This is a genomic window from Roseibium salinum (genome assembly GCF_026240905.1).
In the GTDB taxonomy this organism is placed as follows: domain Bacteria; phylum Pseudomonadota; class Alphaproteobacteria; order Rhizobiales; family Stappiaceae; genus Roseibium; species Roseibium salinum.
Genome location: NZ_JAPEVI010000003.1, coordinates 4115947 through 4136684, shown reverse-complemented (window position 1 = coordinate 4136684; position 20738 = coordinate 4115947). Strand labels below are relative to the sequence as shown.

The window sequence follows — 20738 nt, the reverse complement described above, 5'->3', positions numbered from 1 at the left end:
TCACGCCCGGTCGAGCTCTTCAAGCTCGTCGATGATCCGCTCGATCACCGAAAGACCCTTCTTCCAGAAATCCGGGTCGGAGGCGTCCAGACCGAAGGGTGCGAGCAATTCCGAATGGTGCTTTGTGCCGCCCGCCTTCAGAAGATCGAAATACTTCTCCTGAAAGCCCGTTTCCGCCTCCTCATAGACGGCGTACAGCGAGTTGACCAGGCAATCGCCGAAGGCATAGGCGTAGACGTAGAACGGCGAATGAACGAAATGCGGAATGTAGGTCCAGAAGGTCTCGTAGCCTTCGCTCAGCCTGATTGCCGGGCCAAGGCTCTCGGCCTGGACGGACAGCCACAGCTCGCCGATCTTGTCGGACGTCAGTTCACCGTTGCGCCGCTCCGTATGGACCTTGCGCTCAAACGTGTAGAAGGCAATCTGCCGGACCACCGTGTTGATCATGTCCTCGGCCTTGGCGGCCAGCATGATCTTGCGGGTCCGCGGATCGGCGGCCTTTTCCAGCAGCGATTTGAACGTCAGCATTTCGCCGAAGACGCTTGCGGTTTCCGCCAGGGTCAGCGGCGTCGGCGCCATCAGCGGCCCATTCGGGCCGGCAAGCACCTGATGCACGCCATGGCCCAGTTCATGGGCCAGGGTCATCACATCGCGGATCTTGCCCTGGTAATTGACCAGGACATAGGGATGCGCGCTCGGAACCGTCGGATGGGCGAAGGCGCCCGGCGCCTTGCCCGAGCGGGCCGGCGCATGGATCCAGCCCTTGTCGAAGAACCGTCCCGCAATCTCGGCCATGTCGGGCGAAAAGCTGCCATAGGCCGACAGAACCGTGTTCTTCGCCTCATCCCAGGGGATCACCCGTGTGTCGGCATCGGGAAGCGGTGCGTTCCGGTCCCAGGTGTTGAGCTGGTCCATGCCCAGCCACTTGGCCTTCAGCTTGTAATAGCGGTGCGACAGGCGCGGATAAGCGTCCCGCACCGCCGTCACCATCGCGTCGACCACTTCGCGCTCCACCCGGTTTGCCAGATGCCGGCTGTCGGCGATGTCGGCAAAACTGCGCCAGCGGTCGGAGATCTCCTTGTCCTTCGCCAGGGTGTTGGTGATGAGGGTAAAGGTCCTCAGGTTGGCCTTGAAGGTTTTCGTCAGGGCCTCCGAGGCAAGACGCCGCTTTTCCGGCGACGGATCCACCAGCAGATTGAGCGTCTGCTCGATGGAAAGTTCCTCGCCGTCCATCTCGAACTTCAGTGAAGCCATGGTTTCATCGAAGAGCCGGTTCCAGGCGCTCGGCCCGGTGACCGATTTTTCATGAAACAGCTGCTCGACCCGGTCTTCCAGCTGATAGGGCTTGCCTTTGCGCAGGTCTTCGATCCACGGTCGGTAATGCGCAAGTTGGACGTCCTCCAGGGCCGCGTCCATCACGGCGTCGTCGATCTTGTTGAGTTCCAACGTGAAGAACAGCAGATGCGAGCTGGCGGTCGTGATCTGCTCCTGCACGTCGCCGTAAAACTTCTGCGCCGCCGGATCGATGGTGTTTTCCGAATAGAGCAGCCCGGCAAAGGAGATCAGGCGGCCCATGAGGTCTTCCAGATCCTCATAGGCGCGGATGGCCGTCACCAGGGCCGGCACATTGTCCTTTGCAAGCTCGCCCAGACGGCCCTTGTAGGAGGCTTCGAAGGTTTTCGACCGCTCCAGGCTCTCCTTCAGGTCGGCAGCCACTTCCGGCGCATTCACAGCCGGATAAAGATCCGTCAGGTCCCATTCCGGCAAATCACCAAGCTCGGCGGACGCGGACGAATGAGGCGCGAAAACAGGGTGCGGCATCATCGGCATTTTTCACTCCGGTGAACGGGTGCCCGGAAAAGGGCGCCGGTATTTCGTGTCACGAATTAGTAGGCCGGGCATACCACGCCTCGCAATTGCAAAAGCAAAACTTTTTTGGTTCGGCTTGGACGATTTGTTTACCCAATTGCGACCAGAATGGTTCGAAACGAGACAATCGCGAACCGATCGAAGCAGGCAATGCAAGCACTCAGCGGCAAAATTCTCATTGTAGACGACGACCCGATCCAGCGCCGCCTCCTCCAGGAGGCCGTCAAGAAATTCGGCTACCGGTCCAAGACCGCGGAGAATGGCGCCGAAGCCGTCCGGGTGATGACCGGCCCGGAAGCCAGCGAAATCGACCTGATCATCCTCGACATGGTCATGCCGGAACTGGACGGACTTGGCGTGCTGCAGCGGCTGCGCGGCGACAAGATCGCAACGCCGGTCATCGTCCAGACCGCTCACGGCGGCATCGACACCGTCGTCAACGTGATGAACGCCGGCGCGCAGGACTTCGTGGTCAAGCCGGTCGCCCCGGAGCGGTTGAATGTCTCCATCCGCAACCTGCTGAAGACCTCCGCACTGGAGGGCGAGATCACGCGGTTCCGCAAACAGGCGTCCGGCACGCTGACGTTCGATGACATCATCACCCATTCGGCCGCGATGGAGCGTGTGATCAATCTGGGCAAGCGGGCGGCCGCTTCCAACATTCCGATCCTGATCGAAGGGGAAAGCGGTGTCGGCAAGGAAATGATCGCCAGCGCCATTCAGGGTTCGAGCGATCGCAAGTCCAAGCCGCTGGTCACCGTCAATTGCGGCGCCATTCCCGAAAACCTCGTCGAATCGATCCTTTTCGGCCACGAGAAGGGTGCGTTTACCGGAGCCGTCGACAAGCATGTCGGCAAATTCCAGGAAGCCCACGGCGGCACGCTTTTTCTCGACGAGGTCGGCGAACTGCCGCAGGACGTGCAGGTCAAGCTGCTGCGGGCGATCCAGGAGAGCGAGATCGACCCGATCGGCGCAAGGCGCCCGGTCAAGGTGGATTTCCGGCTGATCTCGGCAACCAACCGCCGCCTGATCGACCAGGTGAAGGAAGGCGTCTTCCGCGAAGACCTCTATTACCGGCTGAACGTGTTCCCGATCTGGATTCCGCCCCTGCGGGACCGCCGGGAGGACATCCCGGCCCTGACGCGCCACTTTCTGGCAAGGTTCGCGGCCGAGGAAGGCAAGCCCCAGGTCGCCGGCGTGACGCCCGACACGATCGCGATGCTTCAGGAATACAATTGGCCGGGCAATATCCGGCAGCTGGAAAATGCGGTCTTCCGGGCAGTGGTCCTGTGCGACGGCGCACAGCTGACCGTCAACGATTTCCCGCAGATCGCGGCCGCCACCGAACACACGTCGATACCGGCTGCCGGCCCGGCACCTTCCCCCGCGCCTGAGAACACGGCTCGGGGCCAGCCGGTTCAGACCGCGGCGCGGCCTCAGGAGGCTCAAGCGGCTCCCCAGGCCGGCTTCGAACAGTCGGCGCCGTTCGGTTTCATGCGCAACCTCGATCCGGAGGGCCACGTCCGCAAGTTGACCGACGTCGAGGAGGAACTGATCCGCGCCGCGATCAACCACTATTCGGGCCGCATGACGGAAGTCGCAAAACGGCTCGGCATCGGCCGCTCCACGCTCTACCGCAAGCTCAAGGAATACGGCCTTGAGGAGGCAGGCAGGGACAATGCCGCGTGAAATACGGCAATTTGCTCCCAGGATCTGGCAATAGGACGATTTTTTGACGCATTCTGCGGCTAATCAGCTCACTTGGGGACTTCTACTGCATTTCCACTTGCGCCGTTGCATATTCGCCACGATTATCACGCAAGTGGAATTAAGGTAAAAACTTCTTAACCTGCAGCGGTTAATCGTAATTCTCCCGCTGGGGGACACGGGATGGGTGAAGCCATCACAAACGGCGAGATAGATTTTGCGTAACCTGTTGATTGATTTCGACGCCGTCGGCTGGCTGAAGCGTGTGGCGAAAACCCTCGGCGCGCTCACAGTGATTTCCGTCTGCCTTACGGCTGCCGCACGTGCTGAAACACGCACGCTCAAGCTGTACAACACCCATACCAAAGAGCGTGTATCGATCACGTTCAAGAAAAACGGCCGCTACCTGCCCGACGGTCTGCGCGAGGCCAACCGCTTTCTGCGCGACTGGCGGCGCAACGAGATAACCAAGATGGATCCGGAACTTCTGGATCTGGTCTGGGAAGTCTATCAGCAGGTGGGCGCCCGGGATTCCATCTACGTCGTCTCCAGTTACCGGTCACCGGCCACCAACAACATGTTGCGCAAGCGCTCCTCCGGGGTTGCCAAGAACAGCCAGCACACACTCGGCAGGGCGATGGATTTCTACATCCCCGGCGTCGACCTGTCCAAACTGCGGGCAACGGGATTGCGCAAGGAGATCGGCGGCGTCGGCTATTACCCGACATCCGGTTCGCCGTTCGTGCATATGGACACCGGCACCGTGCGCCATTGGCCGCGCATGAGCCGGTCGCAGCTTGCCAAGGTCTTCCCGGATGGCAAGACCCTGCACATTCCCTCGGACGGCAAGCCGCTCAGCGGTTACAAGATTGCCCTTGCGGAGGAAAAATCCGGAAAGAGGAGCAAGCCGACAATCGTCGCCTCGAGCCAGCCCAACACGCGCAATCAGAGCCTTACGAACCCCGGCAAGCCGATTCCGGTATCCGCCGACAGCAGCGAAAAACCATCCGGCGGCGGCAATCTGTTCGCCAGCCTGTTTGGCGGCGGCCGGGATCGCGGCGAACAGGCCGCACGGCCCGGCGCGGTCGGCAACAAACCGCCTGCGCCTGTGGCGGCGGAAGCATCGCCGGTCATCGAGAACCCGCCGGTACCGCTGCCCAAAGTCCTCGAAACCACGCCTGAAGAGGCCCCGGTCCCGAACGAGCCGATCGCCGTTGCAAGCGCTGCTCCGGTCCTCAAACCGGAAGCCGACGTTCCGGCACCCCCTCGGTCGTGGCCAGCGCGGCGCCGGCCCCGAACACGCTGGACAGTCAGCGCGCAGCACTTGATTCAGGACAGCCCGCTCCCACGAACCAGACGATCGACGCGCGCTTCCAGGTTGCCCGCGCTCCGCTTCAAAAGCCCAACCGAGGCCTGAGCGATGCGGCGAAAGAGGCCGCTGCCAATCTTGGGCTCACGGATTCCGGTCCCGCTCCGGATGCAGCCCCGACGGATGATCCGGTGGCGGCGATTGCGGCCGCCACTGGATCGGCCCCTGCGCCCGAACCGCGTCCTGAGACAACGCTGGCCTATGCGTCCGCGGGCCCGGCACCGCAGAGCCTGAGCCGTTCCCTGGTCCCGTCGGCCACCATGACGCAGACCAAGGATGAAGCCGATCGCCGCGCCGCCGTAGGCCCGGTAACGAACAGCGCCACGCAAGCCTCCGTTTCCGGACGCATTCCGCGGGACGAGATCGTCGATCCGCTTGCCGGTTTCGCCAGCTTGCCGGACAAGTCGGCCCCTGCCCTGTTGTCCGGCGCGGGCACCACCCGCCATCAGGCCTTTGCCTGGCTGAGCCATCCCAATCAGCGCCAGTTGAACAACGTGATGATGCCCGGAAACCGGTTCGTTGCGGCAAGTTTCGAACGGTCCCCCTACGGCAATTTGCGAACCGACAAGTTCGATGGCCCGGCAGTCGTGATTCTGCCCGTGCGGTTCGCCCGCTAGCACCCGAAGCAGGTGAAAAAGAGAACAAAAAAAGAGCGGCCGTTTGGCCGCTCTTTTTCGTGACGGAAATGCCTGGCGATCAGCCTTCGGAGGGGCCTGCCATGCCGAGCGCATGAAGGTAGAGATCCAGCACGGCTTCTTCTTCCTCGCGCTCATGCGGCTGCTTCTTGCGCAGTGACACGACCTTGCGGAGGATCTTCACATCGTAGCCGTTGCCCTTGGCTTCGGCGTAGACGTCCTTGATGTCATCCGAGATGACCTTCTTTTCCTCTTCAAGACGCTCGATGCGTTCGACGAAAGCCCGCAGCTGATCGGCAGCCACTCCACCCGGATCGGACATGGACATAGTTCTCCTTTTTCCTTGTTCTTGACCTGTTGACGGGCGGCGCGTGCGAATGCGAATCCGCCGCCGCCCCAAAAAAACCGACCGTGCCGTGCCAGACTTCCCGCAAGCCGTCAAGCAGTCCTTTTTGGATTGGCGGAAGGCCTGGTCAGCGCCTGTTCAAAAGCCGGTCGATGCCACTGTGCCGCAGCATCCTGCGCGTTCTTCTAAACGCTGGTTGCGCCAGGGTCGGTAAACTAGTGCTGCGGCCTGTTTTTCTCGAATGCGGTCGCCTGATCCGCGGACGCTTCGGTCTGGTATTTCGACTTCCACTCGTCATACGGCATGCCATAGACGATTTCGCGGGCCTCCGCCTTTTCCAGATCCAGCCCCTTGTCGGCGGCGGCGTCCTGATACCAGTTGGAAAGGCAGTTCCTGCAGAAACCCGCCAGGTTCATCATGTCGATATTCTGAACGTCCGTGCGGTTGCGCAAATGCTCGACCAGGCGCCTGAACACCGCAGCTTCCAATTCCAGTTTGGTCTGTTCATCCATCCCGTTGAACTCCTCATTCCCGTTGGCCGTCGAGGGACCTTCAGTCCCCACCACAGCGAGATTTGAAATGCCGGATCTGCCGGCAGCCGGGCAGCCCGGCAATTTTCCTCAAGACGGGCTCCAGCCGGCCGGCCCACTCCATCGCGCCCGCTTCGTCCGCGATCAGATCCTGCCGCAGTTCCAGAAGAGCCTGGGCCAGTCCCCGCTGCGTGGCGTGCTGGTACATTGTGTCGTTTTTGAGAGCGCCGTCATAGGGTTCGTTGTCGCCGACAATCAGCCCCTCCTGCGTCCGCAGGCCGTCCAGCAGCGGCTCCACGGCTCTGGGGTCGCTGTCCCACAACACGGTAACATGCCAGGGGCGGGGAACACCGCGCCAGACCGGCGTGAAGCTGTGGATCGAAAAGATCACCGGCGGGGCCGCCTCGGCGATCATCGCGTCCAGGGTTCTCTCGATCAGCTGATGGTAAGGCCGGTGAAACAGGTCGATGCGGCGGGCCCGTTCCCCGGCATCCGCCCTCGCATTGCCGGGGACAACCGCCCCGTCCGACAAGCGCATGATCAGGGTGGGATCGTCGTCTCCCCGGTTGGGATCGATCAGAAGACGGGAAAAGGTCGTCAGGCAGGCGGGGGCGTTGAGCCGCCTTGCCAGTTCAAGCGTCACGGCCCGCGCCCCGATGTCGTAGCCGATATGACGCTCGAACTGCTCCGGCGGAACGCCGAGATTGCCATATTCCCGCGGCACCGTGTTGCGCGCATGGTCGCACAACAACAGGATTCCGGAATTGAAATCTCCATCGATATATTCGGTCGGCTCAAAGATCTCGCCGGCAGCGGCTGCAGGTCTGGTCATTTCTCGCTTCGTGAAAAGGTCAGGGGATTGAGGCGTCACGGGCGGACAGATTTAAGGCAATCTGCTTCAGGAACCAAGTCGGAATGCACCGGCTCCCCGGCGAATCGACGCACCCCACAGGGGTCGACCCCAGGCGGCATACGGGGAGATAACGGTTATATCACCGAGGGTTATACGCCTTTATATACGATTTATTAGCCGCTAAATTTTATCAGAACGTATTCGGTCATGTTCCCGCCCCATTTCTGACCTCAAAGGAGGTATAGCCGATATTCTGGACAGAAATGTTTGAGCGGTATGCGGAGAGAAGGTTGGGCGAAAGCTCCCCTGAATCCTGTTAACGACGTTGACAAGACACGCTTGCCAACGCAAAAAGCGAATGTCTGTAAAGCAGCAAAGTGAACGACTGCATATGTTTGAGGTTGGGGAACGGTACCAGGGCAGGTTTCGGGCACGTATTGGCATGCCCATGAAAGCTGTCTATGCCGGGCTTCTGGCCCTATTCATTCTCCCGGCAATCAGCGACGAAGCGAAGGCTGACCTGCGGCTCTGCAACAAGACCGACAGCCAGGTTGGCGTGGCCATCGGTTACAAGGACAAGACCGAGTGGGTCACCGAAGGATGGTGGAACCTTTCCTCCAACTCCTGCGAGACGCTGGTACCAGGGGCTCTTGTGTCACGATACTATTACATCTACGCAGTTGATTACGACCAATTCGGCGAATGGGGCGGCCGGGCATTCATGTGCACCCGGGAAAAGGAATTCACCATTCGCGGGATTGCGGACTGTGTAGCTCGAGGCTTTGAGCGGACAGGCTTTTTTGAAATCGACACGGGAGAACAGAGCAGCTGGACTGTCCAGCTGACCGAACCCGTGCAACAGGGAACAGGTGGGCGATGAGGCGTAACCGGCGAGTCAAGATTCTAGCAACTCTCGGACCCTCCTCCTCAGAACAAGACATCATCGAAAAATTGTATCGCTCCGGTGCGGATGTATTCCGCATCAACATGAGCCATACGGATCATGATCGTCTGAAGATGCTTGTCGAACGCATCCGTTCTGTCGAGGGCAAGGTCGGACGGCCGATTGGTATTCTGGCCGACCTTCAGGGGCCGAAACTGCGCGTGGGGACTTTTGCAAACGGCCCGGTCATGCTGGAGAACGGCGCAAGCTTTGCGCTGGACGCCGACACATCCGGCGGCGACGTCAACCGCGTCCATCTTCCACATCCTGAAATTCTGGAAGCGCTTGAGCCCGGTCACCGGCTGCTGCTGGATGACGGCAAGGTCCAGCTGAAAGTCGTCGAAGCGACCCGGACACGGGCCGTGACGGAAGTGATCGTCGGCGGCAAGCTGTCCGACCGCAAGGGCATCAGTGTTCCGGATACCGAGATCGCGACCAGCGCGATGACGGACAAGGATCACAAGGACCTCATCGCGGCGCTCGACCAGAATGTCGATTGGGTCGCGCTGTCCTTCGTTCAGCGCCCGGACGACCTGGCCGAGGTCCGCAAGATCACCCGCGGCCGCGCCGGCGTTCTTGCCAAGATCGAGAAGCCGCAGGCCATCGGGCGCCTCGATGAAATCATCGAGCTTTCCGACGCCGTCATGGTCGCCCGCGGCGATCTTGGCGTGGAAATGCCGCTGGAGCAGGTCCCCGGACTGCAGAAGCGCATCACCCGCGCCTGCCGCCGTGCCGGCAAGCCGGTCGTCATTGCAACGCAGATGCTGGAATCGATGATTTCCTCTCCGGTCCCGACCCGCGCGGAAGTCTCCGACGTCGCAACGGCGGTGTTCGAAGGTGCCGATGCGGTCATGCTGTCGGCCGAATCAGCCGCCGGCGATTATCCGATCGAAGCTGTGACGACGATGGACAAGATCGCCCATCAGGTCGAACAGGACAGCAACTACCGCAACATCATCTATGCGCAGCGGACCGAACCGGAAGCGACAGGAGCCGATGCGATCTCCGCCGCGGCCCGCCAGATCGCAGAGACGCTCAATCTGGCAGCGGTCGTCTGCTACACGACCTCGGGCGCGACCGGCCTGCGCGCCTCCCGCGAGCGGCCCGCCTGCCCCGTCATTGTGCTCTCGCCGGTAATGGCCACCGCCCGCCGGCTGTCTCTCGGATGGGGCCTGCACTGCGTTGTCAGTGAGGACGCCGCCAACGAGGAAGACATGATCGACCGCGCCTGCCGCATCTCCTTTTCGGAGGAGTTCGCAAAGCCGGGCCAGCGCATCATCGTAACCGCGGGCGTGCCCTTCGGGACGCCGGGATCGACCAACATGCTGCGGATTGCCTTTGTCGGCAATGACGGTCAGGGCGGGATTTGACATCCTAATCGTTTAAAACAAAAGGCGGCCATCGGCCGTCTTTTTTGTCTCGGCAGAAATAGAGCATTTCGGCGAGGAACGGCCTGCACCGGGGACGGAGAGATTTATCAGGCCGGCTCCGGCTGGCCTCGAGCCGGTTGCCGAGCTCCGCCGGTCTCCGCCGCGTCTTCCTGCACGCGGGCGGCCAGCCTCTCCAGCGCCGGGACAATCTCATTTGTATGCGTGTGATGCGGCATGTGGCCGGCATTGTCGAGCACCAGCAGTTCCGCATTCGGCAGGTCTTTCAGCAAACCTTCGCTGTGAATAGACGGCCAGACGATCGTGTCTTCGGTTCCGGTGACGATCAGCGCCGGTTGCCTCAAGGCCGTGTGCCGTTTCGATTGCTCCGCCAGCGCCCCGTTCAATGCTGCAATATCACTTGAGTTGGCTCTGAAACTACCTGGGCGGAACAGGAGCGGCAGCCTGATCGCGGTCGCGTAGCCGGAGGGCGGCGGATCGGGATGAAAGGTCACTTCGATGGCGCGGGCCGCCATCCGTTCGGCAACCGGCAGGGTCACAGTCCGGCAGAACAGCGGGCCGATGACCGGCAAGGCGGCAACGGTGTGATACCAGGTGACACCGCCTGGCCACGGATAGGCCGCCGGCGCCAGGAAGGCGAGGCCCTTGACCCGCTCCGGGGCGACAAGTCCCAGGGCGGCCGCAACGGCGCTGCCGAAAGAATGGCCGATCACAATGGCGGACCTGATATCCAGATGCTCGAGCAACGCGGCGATCGCCTGTGCCTGCCCGGCCGGCGAATTGTGTTCGGGAGATCTTCTGTCGGAGTGCCCAAGACCTGGCCGGTCGGGGAAAAGCAGCGGGTAGCGGCCGCGAAACGCTTCCAGAAACGCCAGTTTGGTATCGTAAGCGTTGCCACCGGCTCCATGGAGAAACACCAGCACCGGCTTGTCCTGGTTGCCTTCACCGGCCGAAACAAAATGATAATGCAGCTTCACCCCGTCGACGACGGCAAAGGAGCCGTCAGGTTTCGACTGAGCGGATATTCGCCCGGATCGCCAGGCCGTATAGGCGGCGGCCAGACACGCAAGCGCGACAGGGAAGAACAGAACGATACCGGTTGTCATCGATCAAGAGCCATGGCGCGGAAAGCCGGCCATTCTGCGGCAGTCGGGTGCAATGGCAGGATGAGGCAGAAAAGGCAGGACCTCAAACCGGCTCGCCCTCGGCTCCTTTTTGCAGATCCTCGATCGCCTTCGTGGCGTTCTCAAGCCCGGGATGAACCTCAAGCGCCCGTCTGAATGTCGTCAGCGATTCAGTTTCGAAGCCCAGGCGGCGCTGGATGATGGCCAGTCCGGACAGGGCGCCCCAATGGCGGGGTTCAAGCGAGAGCGTGCGCTCGATATCGACCAGGGACTTGCCGAAGTCCTCGCGCATGTAGTGAACGGTCGCCCGCCGGTTCCAGCCTTCGGCATAGGAGGGCTTCATGAGCACCACGACGTCGAGAAGATCGAGCGCCAGGCCGAATTCGTCTGCCTGGATGGCTTTCCCAGCGCGAGACATGAGCACGTCGACCGTGTCGCTGCCAGACTCTATCCAGAGCATCTGGATCTGCCGGGCAATGCGCTCCGCGGCCTGGGGCGACTCCGCCTTGGCCAGTTCGGAATAGAGCGCGTCAAGGCGCGACTCTTCCTCGCCCGGTTCGGCTTCCTCGACAACCACCTCGCCGCCCTCTTCCGGCTGATCTTCCGGCAACGGGCTGCTGAAGTCGTCCGCAGACGGCGGCTCGGCATTCGGGCCGAGATCCGGCACCGGTTGTGCAGTGGCGATCGCCGCGCTCAGCGCATAGAGAAGGGCAAGTACAAAAATCCGCATTCAACGATTATGGGTCGTTGAATGCGGCGGTCAATCGGGGAATTTGACACATCTTCGTGCGCTTTGGCCGCCGCGGCCCGAAATTCCCACGGGTCTGCGGTCTAACCGCTTCACCCGGAAAGGATTTTTCAGGTTCCCCGCAGCGCGTTGCGCAGCAGCAAGATCAGCCCTGGCGTGCTTTGAAACGCGGGTTTTTCTTGTTGATGATGTAGACGCGGCCTTTCCGGCGAACCATGCGGTTCTCGCGGTGACGGGCCATCAGCGATTTGAGCGAGTTCTTGATCTTCATGTCACTGTCCCCCGTGAGGGTCCTGCTTCTCTAAAACCAAATGAGCGCCAAAGGCGCTCACATCCTCCTGGCCGGTCACCAAGCAGCAGCATTCTCATGCGCCTGACTTGTGATCAACCCACGCTTCATGAACCTTCAATCAGCGCAATAATGGTGGGCGTGACAGGGATTGAACCTGTGACCCCTTCGATGTCAACGAAGTGCTCTCCCGCTGAGCTACACGCCCGAAATTCTCGGTAGTCCGGCGCCTCAGCGCCGTGGTGGAGTGCGATATAGCGGGGAACGCCAGTCTGTGCAACCCCCTTTTCACCGAACCGTCAAAATTTCAACCGTCCGGCGCGCATGCCTGTTTAAGACCGCCGTCAGGCGGCCAGCATGCGCTCGACCTCCTGCACCAAGTCCTTCAGATGGAAGGGTTTTGACAGCACCTTGGCATCCTTGGGAGCATTCGATTCGGGATTGAGAGCCACGGCCGCAAAGCCGGTGATGAACATGACCTTCAGGTCCGGATCGAGTTCCGTCGCGCGGCGCGCCAGTTCGATTCCGTCCATTTCCGGCATCACGATATCGGTCAGGAGGAGCGAAAACGGCTCTTCGCACAGGCGGTCATATGCGCTTTTGCCGTTATCGAACGACACGACCTCATGCCCGGCATTCTCCAGCGCCTTTGCCAGAAAGCGGCGCATGTCATTATCATCTTCGGCAAGCAGGATACGCGACATCGCAGACGACCATTTCCCTCGATTTGAATGTTGGCTGTTCGGGTTTCCTTACAGCCGGTTATAGCTCGAATTCCACAGAATGATAGGGAGAATTGGTTCTCCTGAGCTTTTGATATCATCACTGTGGACTGCGTGTTGATTCCTTGGCACGATAGAGGCCAACAAAAAAGGGACACCCCATTTGACGGACGACAGGCAGCCCTCTTCACGCGCACCCTTCGAAGCCGATTTTAACGGCTTTCCGGCGTTTGAAGTTCTTTGTCCTGCAGATCAGCGCATTCCGTACATCTTCAATTCCCCGCATTCGGGCCGCCAGTATTCCAGAAGCTTCCTGGCCTCCTCCCGCCTGAACGAAATCACCATCCGCCGCTCCGAAGACGCTTATGTGGATGATCTGTTCTCCCATGTCGTTCCCCTGGGCGCGCCGCTTCTGCGGGCGCATTTTCCAAGAGCCTATCTGGATGTGAACCGGGAGCCTTATGAGCTCGACCCCAAGATGTTCGAGGGCCGGCTGCCCACCTATGCCAACGTCCGGTCCATCAGGGTGGCGGGCGGCCTCGGCACGGTCGCGCGGATCGTCAGCGAAAACTACGAGATCTACCGCCACAAGCTGCCTGTCGACGAAGCGCTGCACCGGGTCGAGGAAATCTACAAGCCCTACCATTCGACCTTGCGGCGGCTGCTGGCCCAGACCCACGTCACCTTCGGCTATGCGGTTCTGATCGATTGCCACTCAATGCCGTCCAGCGTGAAATGCCAGACGACCGACACACGGCCGGACTTCATCCTGGGCGACCGGTACGGCACGAGCTGCGGCAGCGACCTGACGGAATTCGCCTGCTCCGTCCTCAAGAACATGGGTTACAGCGTCTCACGCAACAAACCCTATGCGGGCGGCTTCATCACCGAGCATTACGGCCGGCCGGCAAGCGGCCTGCATGCCCTGCAAATCGAGATCAACCGCGGTCTCTACATGGACGAGGCAACTCACCAGCCCTCCGCCGGGTTCGGCACTCTGTTCCATGACCTGCGCGCATTCGCCCGCGAACTCACGTCGATGCCCGATGCGGCATTGCACGCCGATCCAATCGCCGCAGAATAAAAGCAGCATAAAAAAAGAGGCCGCACTCTGACGAGGCGGCCCAAGTCTAGGGAGGAAACGCCCAAGGAGGGCGGTGCGATAGAATGTACCGCACTGCAATAAAATCGCATCGCACTGCACAAACGTCAAGCCCGCGATGATCACATTTCTGATCAAACAATGAGCAAATCAACCGGATTTGCGGATTCATTTTTTTGCAGAACGGGTTATACAGGCGGCAAATTCGCAAATGCCGCAATCCGCAAGGTGGAAGATCGATGACAAAACTGCCTGTTGCCAGTTCAAGTGAGTTTGCGCCGTTCCTGGACAGGCTTGCCGATGCCGCCAGCAAGGCGATCATGCCCCATTTCCGGCAGGGATTTGCCATCGACAACAAGTGGGAAACCGGCTTCGATCCGGTCACCGTCGCTGACAGGAACGGCGAAACGGCCATGCGGGCGCTCATCAACGAAACCTATCCCGAGCACGGGATTCTGGGTGAGGAGCACGGCCCGGAAAATCTGGACGCCGAGCATGTCTGGGTGCTTGACCCGATTGACGGAACCCGGGCCTTCATCACCGGCCTGCCGACCTGGGGAACCCTGATCGGACTGCGCACCAGGGGCACCGCGAGCCTCGGCATGATGGTTCAGCCTTATATCGGGGAGCGTTTCGCCGGGGATTGCCAGGCGGCCTGGTATCACGGCCCGCTGGGAACGAGACCGCTTCAGACCCGCCCTTGCGCCGGACTTCGGGAGGCGACGATCTTCACCACGACGCCGGCCCTGTTCACCGACGGGGAACGCGGCGCCTTCGACCGCGTGGAAGCCTCGGTCCGGCTCTCCCGCTACGGCACGGACTGCTATGCCTATTGCATGGTCGCTGCGGGCCATGGCGACGCCGTCATCGAAAGCGGCCTGCAAGCCTACGACATCGTTGCCCTTGTGCCGATCATCGAGGGTGCCGGCGGGGTGGTAACCACCTGGACCGGCGGCTCGCCCTGCGACGGCGGGCAGATCCTTGCTTCCGGAGACCCGCGCCTTCACGAGACCCTGCTCAGGGAGCTCGCCAGGCAGGCCTGACCCCAGACGCCGTCCGATCGCAGTCCGTCAGGCTTTCCCACCGTCAGATCCGGGCGCGCTCCAGCTCCTGTTCCGCTTCCGCGCCCGGAACAAACGCATCAAACGCCGCCCAGAACTGATCGCGGAAGATGTCCCGTTCCATCATCAGTTCATGGGCCGCGCCGGGGATCTCCACATAAGCGGCGGCTTTGGTGCGCGAGACGAAATCCTCGGTCTCCGGCGTTGAGACGATGCGGTCATTGCCTGCTGCCAGCACGAGGCAGGGAAGCTTCATGTTGGGGCCGGCATCTCGCCGCCGCAGCGCCAGCATCGTCCTTGCAGCCGCGTTCAGCCAGCCGATCGTCGGCGCGCCGACACCCAGTTCGGGCGCCTGTTTCAGCACCTTGTTGAACCGGTCGAAACGGATCCTGTCGGAGGTCTGGCGGTTCGTTTCAAAGGGAATGAAGATCTCTGCGTTTCCGCCGGGAATGAAAAGCCGGCCCATGCCGAGCAGCGAAAAGATGCGGGCGGCGGGAAAGCCGATGTTTTCGAGAAGCGCTGAGGTCCTGCGCGCGCCGGCTTTCAGCGGCGGCTGCCCGAGCAGGCCGAAAGTGGCTTTCCGCAGGAACCTGCGGGCGGAAGCGACAAGGTTCGGCGCCCATGCGCCCGAAGGCAGGCCGAGCAGCGGCGAGGTGATCACCGCCCGGTCCAGCATCGTCCTGAGCCTTTGGCTGTCGGATAGGAGCACCAGAGCGCCGGTCGAGTGGGCCAGGGCAAAATGCGGCCCCGGATAGTTTGCAAGGGAAATCTCTTTCAGAACCGTCCTGAGATCCAGCCGATACTTGCGGAAGTTCGAAATATGTCCGCGCTTCGGATTGCGGGTCAGCCGCTGGGAGCCGCCCTGACCGCGCCAGTCGAAGGTAACCACGGCGAATCCTCGCCGGCGCAGGTCCTCGATCACCTCGAAATATTTCTCGATGAATTCCGCCCGCCCCTGCACAAGCGTCACCGTGCCGCGGCGCTCCCGGCCGGAGGCCGGCCAGTGGGCGTAGCGGATTCTGACGCCGTCGGGCGTTTCGACGAAACCGGCCCTTGCGCCTTCCGGCACCGGATTGTCGGGATGATCGATCAGCTTCATGGCATTCCGATTAAACAGCTGTATCGCCCCGCATCATGAGGCGACACCCTGTGATAGCGGGCTTCCGGCAGGCCCACAACAGACTTCAGGCCGGTCCATCATGGAACCGGCCTGGAAAGATCCGGTTACCTCGGGGCGCCGGAGTCAGTCTGAACGCCCTAGAAGCGGAATTGCCACTCGAAGTGGCTGCCGCCACGCCGGCCTATCGGGTGGACGCGAACGATATGGGCCGTGCGGGAATCGACCACCAGCCGCACCGGCCTCCTGTCCCATCCCCGCGCCATCACGATATACATAGGGCCACGGCGGTCGACGATGCGGATCGCGTGAAACCCGCGGTGACGCAGGCTGCGGCTGATCTCGCGCGGCCCGAGCGCATGATGACGACCCCAGCGGCCTCCGTGCCTGCCGTAGCCCGGCCTGTGGTCACGGTCCCGCCGGTGATCGACCTGAACGGTCATTTCCGACTGCGGGACTTGAGCGTGAAACATGCCGGCCAGTGGGGCAGCGGCGGCCGGTTGCATGATGCCGGCTGTGACCATCAGGACAGCGCCGGCAATCGGGCGGGAAAGTTTTGAAAAGCGAGCGAACATCTTCGTTCTCCTGTCATTGCGGTCAGCACCGCGCTGACGTTGACGGGAAGATGCACCAGGGTCCTTGAACGGGACCGGAAGCTCTTATTCATCTGCCGTTCATCTTCGCGGCCCCGGGCCGCAGCAGGCCGGTCTCCGCCCTCTTGAAAAGAAAAATTCAAATTCCCACCTTTGGTTTGCAGGCGCCAACCACGGGTCTGCACAGCATTCCGGTCCCGCCAAACGGGGGACCTGAGGAACGCAAAATCAGTGAAGTATCCGTTGCTCAAGAGAGGACAGACACATGCGTCACTTCGACTTTTCTCCGCTTTACCGGTCCACCGTCGGGTTCGACCGTCTTTTCTCGTTGCTGGACAACGCCAGCAGCGAAGTTCCCGCCTATCCGCCCTACAACATTGAACGGACCGGCGAAAACGCCTACCGCATCACCATGGCGGTAGCCGGCTTCACCGAAGCTGAACTTTCAGTGGAGGCTAAAGAACACGTTCTCGCCATCAAGGGTGAGAAGGCCGATGAAAATGACGACCGCGAAATCCTGTATCGCGGCATCGCATCGCGCACCTTCGAGCGCCGCTTCCAGCTTGCCGAACACGTGCGCGTGGAAGGTGCCAGCCTGGAAAACGGCCTGCTGCATGTCGATCTCGTCCGCGAGCTTCCCGAAGCCATGAAGCCGCGCAAGATCGATATCACGACTGGTGAAACCAAGCAGATCGAATCGGCCGTCAATTAAGGCTCACTCACGGGCCTTCACAGCCTGAAACTGCTACAGCGGGGCGCCTGATTTCAGGCGCCCTTTTTCGTCAGGCAGCACCCGCAAGAGTGCTCAGGAACGCCTCCACTTCGGCCTCTGTGGTCGCAAAGCTCGTGACCATGCGCAGGCAGACTTCGTCTTCGGACGGCGCAATGGTCGCGGCCAGATCCGTGGCGGGCCATTCATAGAGCCTGGCACCGGCCGCCTCCAGTGCCTGGAAGCGGCTGCGCTTCAAGATCGGGAACACCTCGTTGGCCTCCACAGGCCAGGCGGTCCGGCCGCCCGCGGCCCGGATGCCTTCGGCAATCGTTGACGCCATCTCGTTGGCGTGGGCCGCGGTTGCCAGCCAGCCGTCCTCTTCGAAATAACCGTCGAACTGCGCCGCGACAAAGCGGCTCTTTGAAAACAGGTGCCCGGCGCGCTTGCGCAGGTATTCAAAGCCCCTTGCCGCTTCCGGATCGAAGAAGACCACGGCTTCCGCACACCAGCAGCCGTTCTTGGTGGCACCGAAGGAGAGGACGTCCACCCCGGCCTTCCAGGTCATGTCGGCGGGCGAACAGCCGAGCGTGACGAGCGCATTGGCGAAGCGGGCACCATCCATGTGGAGCGGGAGCGACCGCGCTTGCGCTGCCTCCCTGATCGCCGCGATTTCATCCAGCGTATAGACCGTGCCGCTTTCCGTTGCCTGGCTGATCGACACGGACGCGGCCTGGCCGTGATGCACCACGCCATCGGGAAACGCCTGGAGCGCCTCACGCAGTCCGTCCGGCGTCAGCTTCCCGTCCGGCCCCGCAATGCCGACCAGCTTGCCGCCGCCGGTCATGAACTCCGGGCAGTTGCATTCGTCGACGCGGATATGAGCATCGTTCTGGCAGAAGATCACGCCACCGGGCCTTGCATAGGCCGACAGAGCCAGGGAATTGGCCGCCGAGCCGGTCGCCACGAAATAGACCGCGACCTCCCGTTCGAAGATATCGTTGAACCGTTCGGAGATCCGGTCGGTCAGCGGGTCCGCGCCATAGGCCGGCGAAAACCCGGAATTATGGCGGGCCAGCGCCGACATCACCGCCGGAGCCGCACCCGCCCAATTGTCGCTTGCGAAATTCATGCCCCGGTTTAAGCACCAGCCCGGCCGGCCCGCAACCGGATTTCTGCCCGGGGCGATCTTCGGACCGGCGGCAGGCCGGTCCGAAGATCGATCCTAGTAATACATTTCGCGCCTGCGGTAGTAGCGTCCCAGCAGCCAGTCGAGGGAGAAAACCCCCGGCCCCTTCAGCGTCGGCACCAGAAGCAGGAAGATCCACAGCAGACGGTCATCGGCGATGATCGCATAGGGCTCGCCGTCGAAGAGCGCCCCGATGGTCTTGGCGTCGGCTCCGTGCCCGTAGATGTCGACATAGGTCATCACCATGATGAAGACGATCATGCCCAGGCTTGCAAAGCGCGTGAAAAGACCGATCACAACCATGGCCGGCAGAATGAATTCGCCCCAGGTGCCGAGCAGGACCATCAGGCCATAAGGAAAGAACGCGATCTGACTGGTATCGTAGCTGACCTGTTCCATCATCTTCGGCAGCATCTGCGCATAGGCACCGGCGGTCGGCGTGAAGATGTTCATGATGTTTCCGCCGATCTTCGTCAGCGCGGAATTCCAGAAGAACTGCAGCAGGACGGCCGCGAAAATAAAGCGGGCTGCAAGCCCCAGGAACCAGCCGTTGGTCAGGCGTTCAAGCCCACCGAATACCAGCGTGTACAATCTCGTGAAAAAACCAATCAGCGCGCCCATCAAGTCCCCCTTATTATTGAATGGCGGTGAAAGCACCGCTCGAAAGGCTATCAGATAAACAATCGGCCAGCGAAAATTCCCCGGCACTTTCCTGTGCGAAAGCCGCGGCCTCGCCCAGTGAACTTCCTTCGAACAGGGTGTTCAGGAATTCACCCCCGCCCGGCCGCAACAGGCGCAGCTCAACGTCAAGATCCGGGCGGGTGACCAGAACCGCCTGCGGGGTGCCGAGATCGATGCTACCGCCCTGCCCGCCGTCGAACCTGTTGGCCCGCACGAGATCCAGCACCGGCCATTTCGAGGCGATGACGGCCGCGGCCGGATGTCGATTGAAGCGGATCCCGGCGACAACGTCCGGAGCGACTGCGCCGAGCGCGGCCGGGTTCAGCGGGGCGGCGTCCTCAGCGTGATAGGCCTGCAGCCAGGCCCATTCCACCCGCGCCACGTCGGCAAGATAGGGATAGGCCGCAAGCGGCGGAAAGCATTCGACGAAAGCGGCAAACTCACAGCCATACCAGATAAGGACCGGAGAGGCGGGCGGATGCTTTGCCGCGAAGGCCCGGGCGAGCGCATCGAAATAGTCTTCGCCGAGGAGAGTCCTTATCGCCGGAAACGTCTGCCCCAGCGCTTCGCACAGGCTGACGATGACATTGTTGCGGTAGACGTTGAAGCGCTTGGGCGCCGCTTTGCCGTCGGGCCCGATCAGCCCGGCCGGCGCCGCGGCTTGAGGATCGAGCAGTGCCCGGCTGAACTCCAGCGAGCCGACCCGCGCAGAGGGGTTTCGCGCGCTCATCTCAGACCGCACGCCTCACGGCCGGTTTCACGTCCCGCCGGGACAGGATCCGGTCCGCGGCCTCGGCTTCAGCCATCAGGACCGGCCAGGCCGGGACGTCATTGTCCCACTCGATCAGCGTCGGCAGCGCCCCGTGGGTGTCGATGACGCGCTCATAAAGCGCCCAGACCGCCTGATCCACTTCCCGGTCGTGGGCATCGATCAGCAGCGGCCGGCCGTCATCGTCCGTGTCCGGAGCGTGACCGCCCAGATGCAGTTCGCCGACCGCCGCCATGGGAAACTCCGCAAGATAGCCGTCCGCGGAGCGCTGATGATTGGTGCAGGAGACAAAGACGTTGTTGATGTCGAGCAGCAGTCCGCAACCGGTCCGGCGCGTGACCTCTTTCAGGAAATCCAGCTCGCCCATCGTGCTTTGCTCGAACGCGACATAGGTGGAGGGGTTTTCCAGGAGCATCCTGCGGCCGACGGTCTCCTGCACTTCGTCGATATGATCGCACACCCGCTGAAGCGTCGCCTCGTCGTAGGGCACCGGCAGAAGATCGTTGTAATAGGCGGTATCATGGGTCGACCAGGCCAGGTGCTCGGAAAAGAGGCCCGGTTCATAGCGCTTGTTCAGTCCGGCAAGCCGGGCAAGGTGGTCCTTGTCCAGCGGCCCTTCGCCGCCGATGGAAAGACCGACGCCGTGGAGGGAGAGCGGATAGTCCCGCCGGATGGCTTCCAGTTGCCGGTGCGGCGGACCGCCTGCCCCCATGTAGTTTTCCGCATGGACCTCGAAGAAGCCGACATTCGCACGCGTTTCCAGAATTTCGGCAGCATGCTCCGGCTTCAGCCCGGTGCCGGCGCGTGCGGGGATGTCGGCGCCAATGCGCGGATGTGTCTGGGCAATGGTCTGGGGAGGCATGGCATGCTCCGGATGGCAAGGATCAGTCGGGATCCGGCATCAAATCGAACGTGCTGCATTCAATCCTTTGGTCCGGCCCCGGGCGGGCGGCGTTCCGACCGCCTGACCGGCGGAAGCGCCGCCGCCGCGGCT

The 20738-nt window shown here is 61.7% G+C and carries 21 protein-coding genes, 1 tRNA gene and 1 pseudogene; 8 read left to right on the top strand and 15 right to left on the bottom strand.

Translation table 11 applies throughout. The features are described 5' to 3' along the window. Nucleotides 1-1824: a M3 family oligoendopeptidase gene (locus ON753_RS23785; RefSeq protein ID WP_377047093.1), complete on the bottom strand. Its 1824-nt coding sequence runs from the start codon at nt 1822-1824 to the stop codon at nt 1-3. Nucleotides 1825-2019: 195 nt separating this feature from the next. Here ON753_RS23785 and ON753_RS23780 point away from each other — a divergent pair, with 195 nt between their 5' ends. The 3 genes and pseudogenes from ON753_RS23780 to ON753_RS23770 all read left to right on the top strand — a co-directional run bounded on the left by ON753_RS23780 (nt 2020) and on the right by ON753_RS23770 (nt 5562). After that, nucleotides 2020-3558, top strand: coding sequence for a sigma-54-dependent transcriptional regulator (locus ON753_RS23780; RefSeq protein WP_265966175.1), 1539 nt, complete (start codon nt 2020-2022; stop codon nt 3556-3558). Nucleotides 3559-3841: 283 nt separating this feature from the next. After that, nucleotides 3842-4466 (top strand): annotated as a pseudogene (gene mepK / locus ON753_RS23775) (peptidoglycan L,D-endopeptidase MepK); the annotation flags it as partial. A gap of 610 nt (nt 4467-5076) precedes the next feature. Next, the gene (locus ON753_RS23770) at nt 5077-5562 is read left to right on the top strand and encodes a hypothetical protein (protein ID WP_265966173.1); all 486 of its coding nucleotides are present in this window, start codon (nt 5077-5079) and stop codon (nt 5560-5562) included. 79 nt (nt 5563-5641) lie between these two features. Here the strand turns inward: ON753_RS23770 and ON753_RS23765 are convergent, their stop codons facing one another. From ON753_RS23765 to ON753_RS23755, 3 genes are all read right to left on the bottom strand, one after another. After that, complete coding sequence (locus ON753_RS23765; RefSeq protein ID WP_265966172.1) at nt 5642-5902, bottom strand: DUF2312 domain-containing protein; 261 nt, start codon at nt 5900-5902, stop codon at nt 5642-5644. 239 nt (nt 5903-6141) lie between these two features. Next, the gene (locus ON753_RS23760; RefSeq protein WP_265966170.1) at nt 6142-6438 is read right to left on the bottom strand and encodes a DUF1244 domain-containing protein; all 297 of its coding nucleotides are present in this window, start codon (nt 6436-6438) and stop codon (nt 6142-6144) included. Nucleotides 6439-6478: 40 nt separating this feature from the next. Then, nucleotides 6479-7288 carry an N-formylglutamate amidohydrolase gene (locus tag ON753_RS23755; protein ID WP_265966167.1) on the bottom strand — a complete coding sequence of 270 codons (810 nt, stop codon included), beginning with the start codon at nt 7286-7288 and terminating at the stop codon, nt 6479-6481. Nucleotides 7289-7757: 469 nt separating this feature from the next. Here ON753_RS23755 and ON753_RS23750 point away from each other — a divergent pair, with 469 nt between their 5' ends. Then, on the top strand, nt 7758-8189 hold the full coding sequence (locus ON753_RS23750; RefSeq protein ID WP_265967249.1) for a DUF1036 domain-containing protein: 432 nt from the start codon (nt 7758-7760) through the stop codon (nt 8187-8189). After that, nucleotides 8186-9622, top strand: coding sequence for a pyruvate kinase (gene pyk / locus ON753_RS23745; protein WP_265966166.1), 1437 nt, complete (start codon nt 8186-8188; stop codon nt 9620-9622). Before ON753_RS23750 ends, pyk begins: the two co-directional genes overlap by 4 nt. A 107-nt stretch (nt 9623-9729) precedes the next feature. Here the strand turns inward: pyk and ON753_RS23740 are convergent, their stop codons facing one another. The 5 genes from ON753_RS23740 to cpdR form a co-directional block, all read right to left on the bottom strand. Further along, on the bottom strand, nt 9730-10746 hold the full coding sequence (locus ON753_RS23740; protein ID WP_265966164.1) for an alpha/beta fold hydrolase: 1017 nt from the start codon (nt 10744-10746) through the stop codon (nt 9730-9732). A gap of 82 nt (nt 10747-10828) precedes the next feature. Beyond that, nucleotides 10829-11494: a tetratricopeptide repeat protein gene (locus ON753_RS23735; RefSeq protein ID WP_265966161.1), complete on the bottom strand. Its 666-nt coding sequence runs from the start codon at nt 11492-11494 to the stop codon at nt 10829-10831. Nucleotides 11495-11657: 163 nt separating this feature from the next. After that, nucleotides 11658-11783: a type B 50S ribosomal protein L36 gene (gene ykgO, locus ON753_RS23730; RefSeq protein ID WP_265966157.1), complete on the bottom strand. Its 126-nt coding sequence runs from the start codon at nt 11781-11783 to the stop codon at nt 11658-11660. A gap of 151 nt (nt 11784-11934) precedes the next feature. Next, nucleotides 11935-12009, bottom strand: a tRNA-Val gene (locus ON753_RS23725). A gap of 136 nt (nt 12010-12145) precedes the next feature. Further along, the gene (gene cpdR / locus ON753_RS23720; RefSeq protein WP_265966153.1) at nt 12146-12505 is read right to left on the bottom strand and encodes a cell cycle two-component system response regulator CpdR; all 360 of its coding nucleotides are present in this window, start codon (nt 12503-12505) and stop codon (nt 12146-12148) included. Nucleotides 12506-12782: 277 nt separating this feature from the next. On the opposite strand from cpdR, the gene ON753_RS23715 reads away from it, so the two are divergent. Together ON753_RS23715 and hisN are read left to right on the top strand one after the other, a co-directional pair. Continuing rightward, nucleotides 12783-13607 (top strand): N-formylglutamate amidohydrolase, encoded by an 825-nt coding sequence (locus tag ON753_RS23715; protein ID WP_265967248.1) that lies wholly within the window; start codon nt 12783-12785, stop codon nt 13605-13607. Nucleotides 13608-13864: 257 nt separating this feature from the next. Further along, entirely contained in the window at nt 13865-14668 is an 804-nt protein-coding gene (gene hisN / locus ON753_RS23710; RefSeq protein WP_265966150.1) for a histidinol-phosphatase, read from the top strand. Between the two features lie 43 nt (nt 14669-14711). On the opposite strand, the gene ON753_RS23705 is transcribed toward hisN, so the two are convergent. Both ON753_RS23705 and ON753_RS23700 read right to left on the bottom strand, forming a co-directional pair. Then, on the bottom strand, nt 14712-15785 hold the full coding sequence (locus ON753_RS23705) for an alpha/beta fold hydrolase (RefSeq protein ID WP_265966148.1): 1074 nt from the start codon (nt 15783-15785) through the stop codon (nt 14712-14714). A gap of 158 nt (nt 15786-15943) precedes the next feature. Continuing rightward, on the bottom strand, nt 15944-16378 hold the full coding sequence (locus tag ON753_RS23700) for a hypothetical protein (RefSeq protein WP_265966146.1): 435 nt from the start codon (nt 16376-16378) through the stop codon (nt 15944-15946). Nucleotides 16379-16661: 283 nt separating this feature from the next. On the opposite strand from ON753_RS23700, the gene ON753_RS23695 reads away from it, so the two are divergent. Beyond that, complete coding sequence (locus ON753_RS23695) at nt 16662-17108, top strand: Hsp20 family protein (protein ID WP_265966144.1); 447 nt, start codon at nt 16662-16664, stop codon at nt 17106-17108. A gap of 70 nt (nt 17109-17178) precedes the next feature. Here ON753_RS23695 and ON753_RS23690 read toward each other — a convergent pair whose 3' ends face one another. The 4 genes from ON753_RS23690 to bufB all read right to left on the bottom strand — a co-directional run bounded on the left by ON753_RS23690 (nt 17179) and on the right by bufB (nt 20606). After that, nucleotides 17179-18237, bottom strand: a complete 1059-nt coding sequence (locus ON753_RS23690) for a threonine aldolase family protein (protein WP_265966142.1) — start codon at nt 18235-18237, stop codon at nt 17179-17181. A 93-nt stretch (nt 18238-18330) separates the two neighbouring features. After that, nucleotides 18331-18915 carry a DoxX family protein gene (locus ON753_RS23685; RefSeq protein ID WP_265966139.1) on the bottom strand — a complete coding sequence of 195 codons (585 nt, stop codon included), beginning with the start codon at nt 18913-18915 and terminating at the stop codon, nt 18331-18333. Between the two features lie 13 nt (nt 18916-18928). After that, on the bottom strand, nt 18929-19705 hold the full coding sequence (locus tag ON753_RS23680; RefSeq protein WP_265966137.1) for an HvfC/BufC N-terminal domain-containing protein: 777 nt from the start codon (nt 19703-19705) through the stop codon (nt 18929-18931). A gap of 1 nt (nt 19706) precedes the next feature. Further along, nucleotides 19707-20606 (bottom strand): MNIO family bufferin maturase, encoded by a 900-nt coding sequence (gene bufB / locus ON753_RS23675; protein ID WP_265966135.1) that lies wholly within the window; start codon nt 20604-20606, stop codon nt 19707-19709. Nucleotides 20607-20738: the final 132 nt, after the last annotated feature.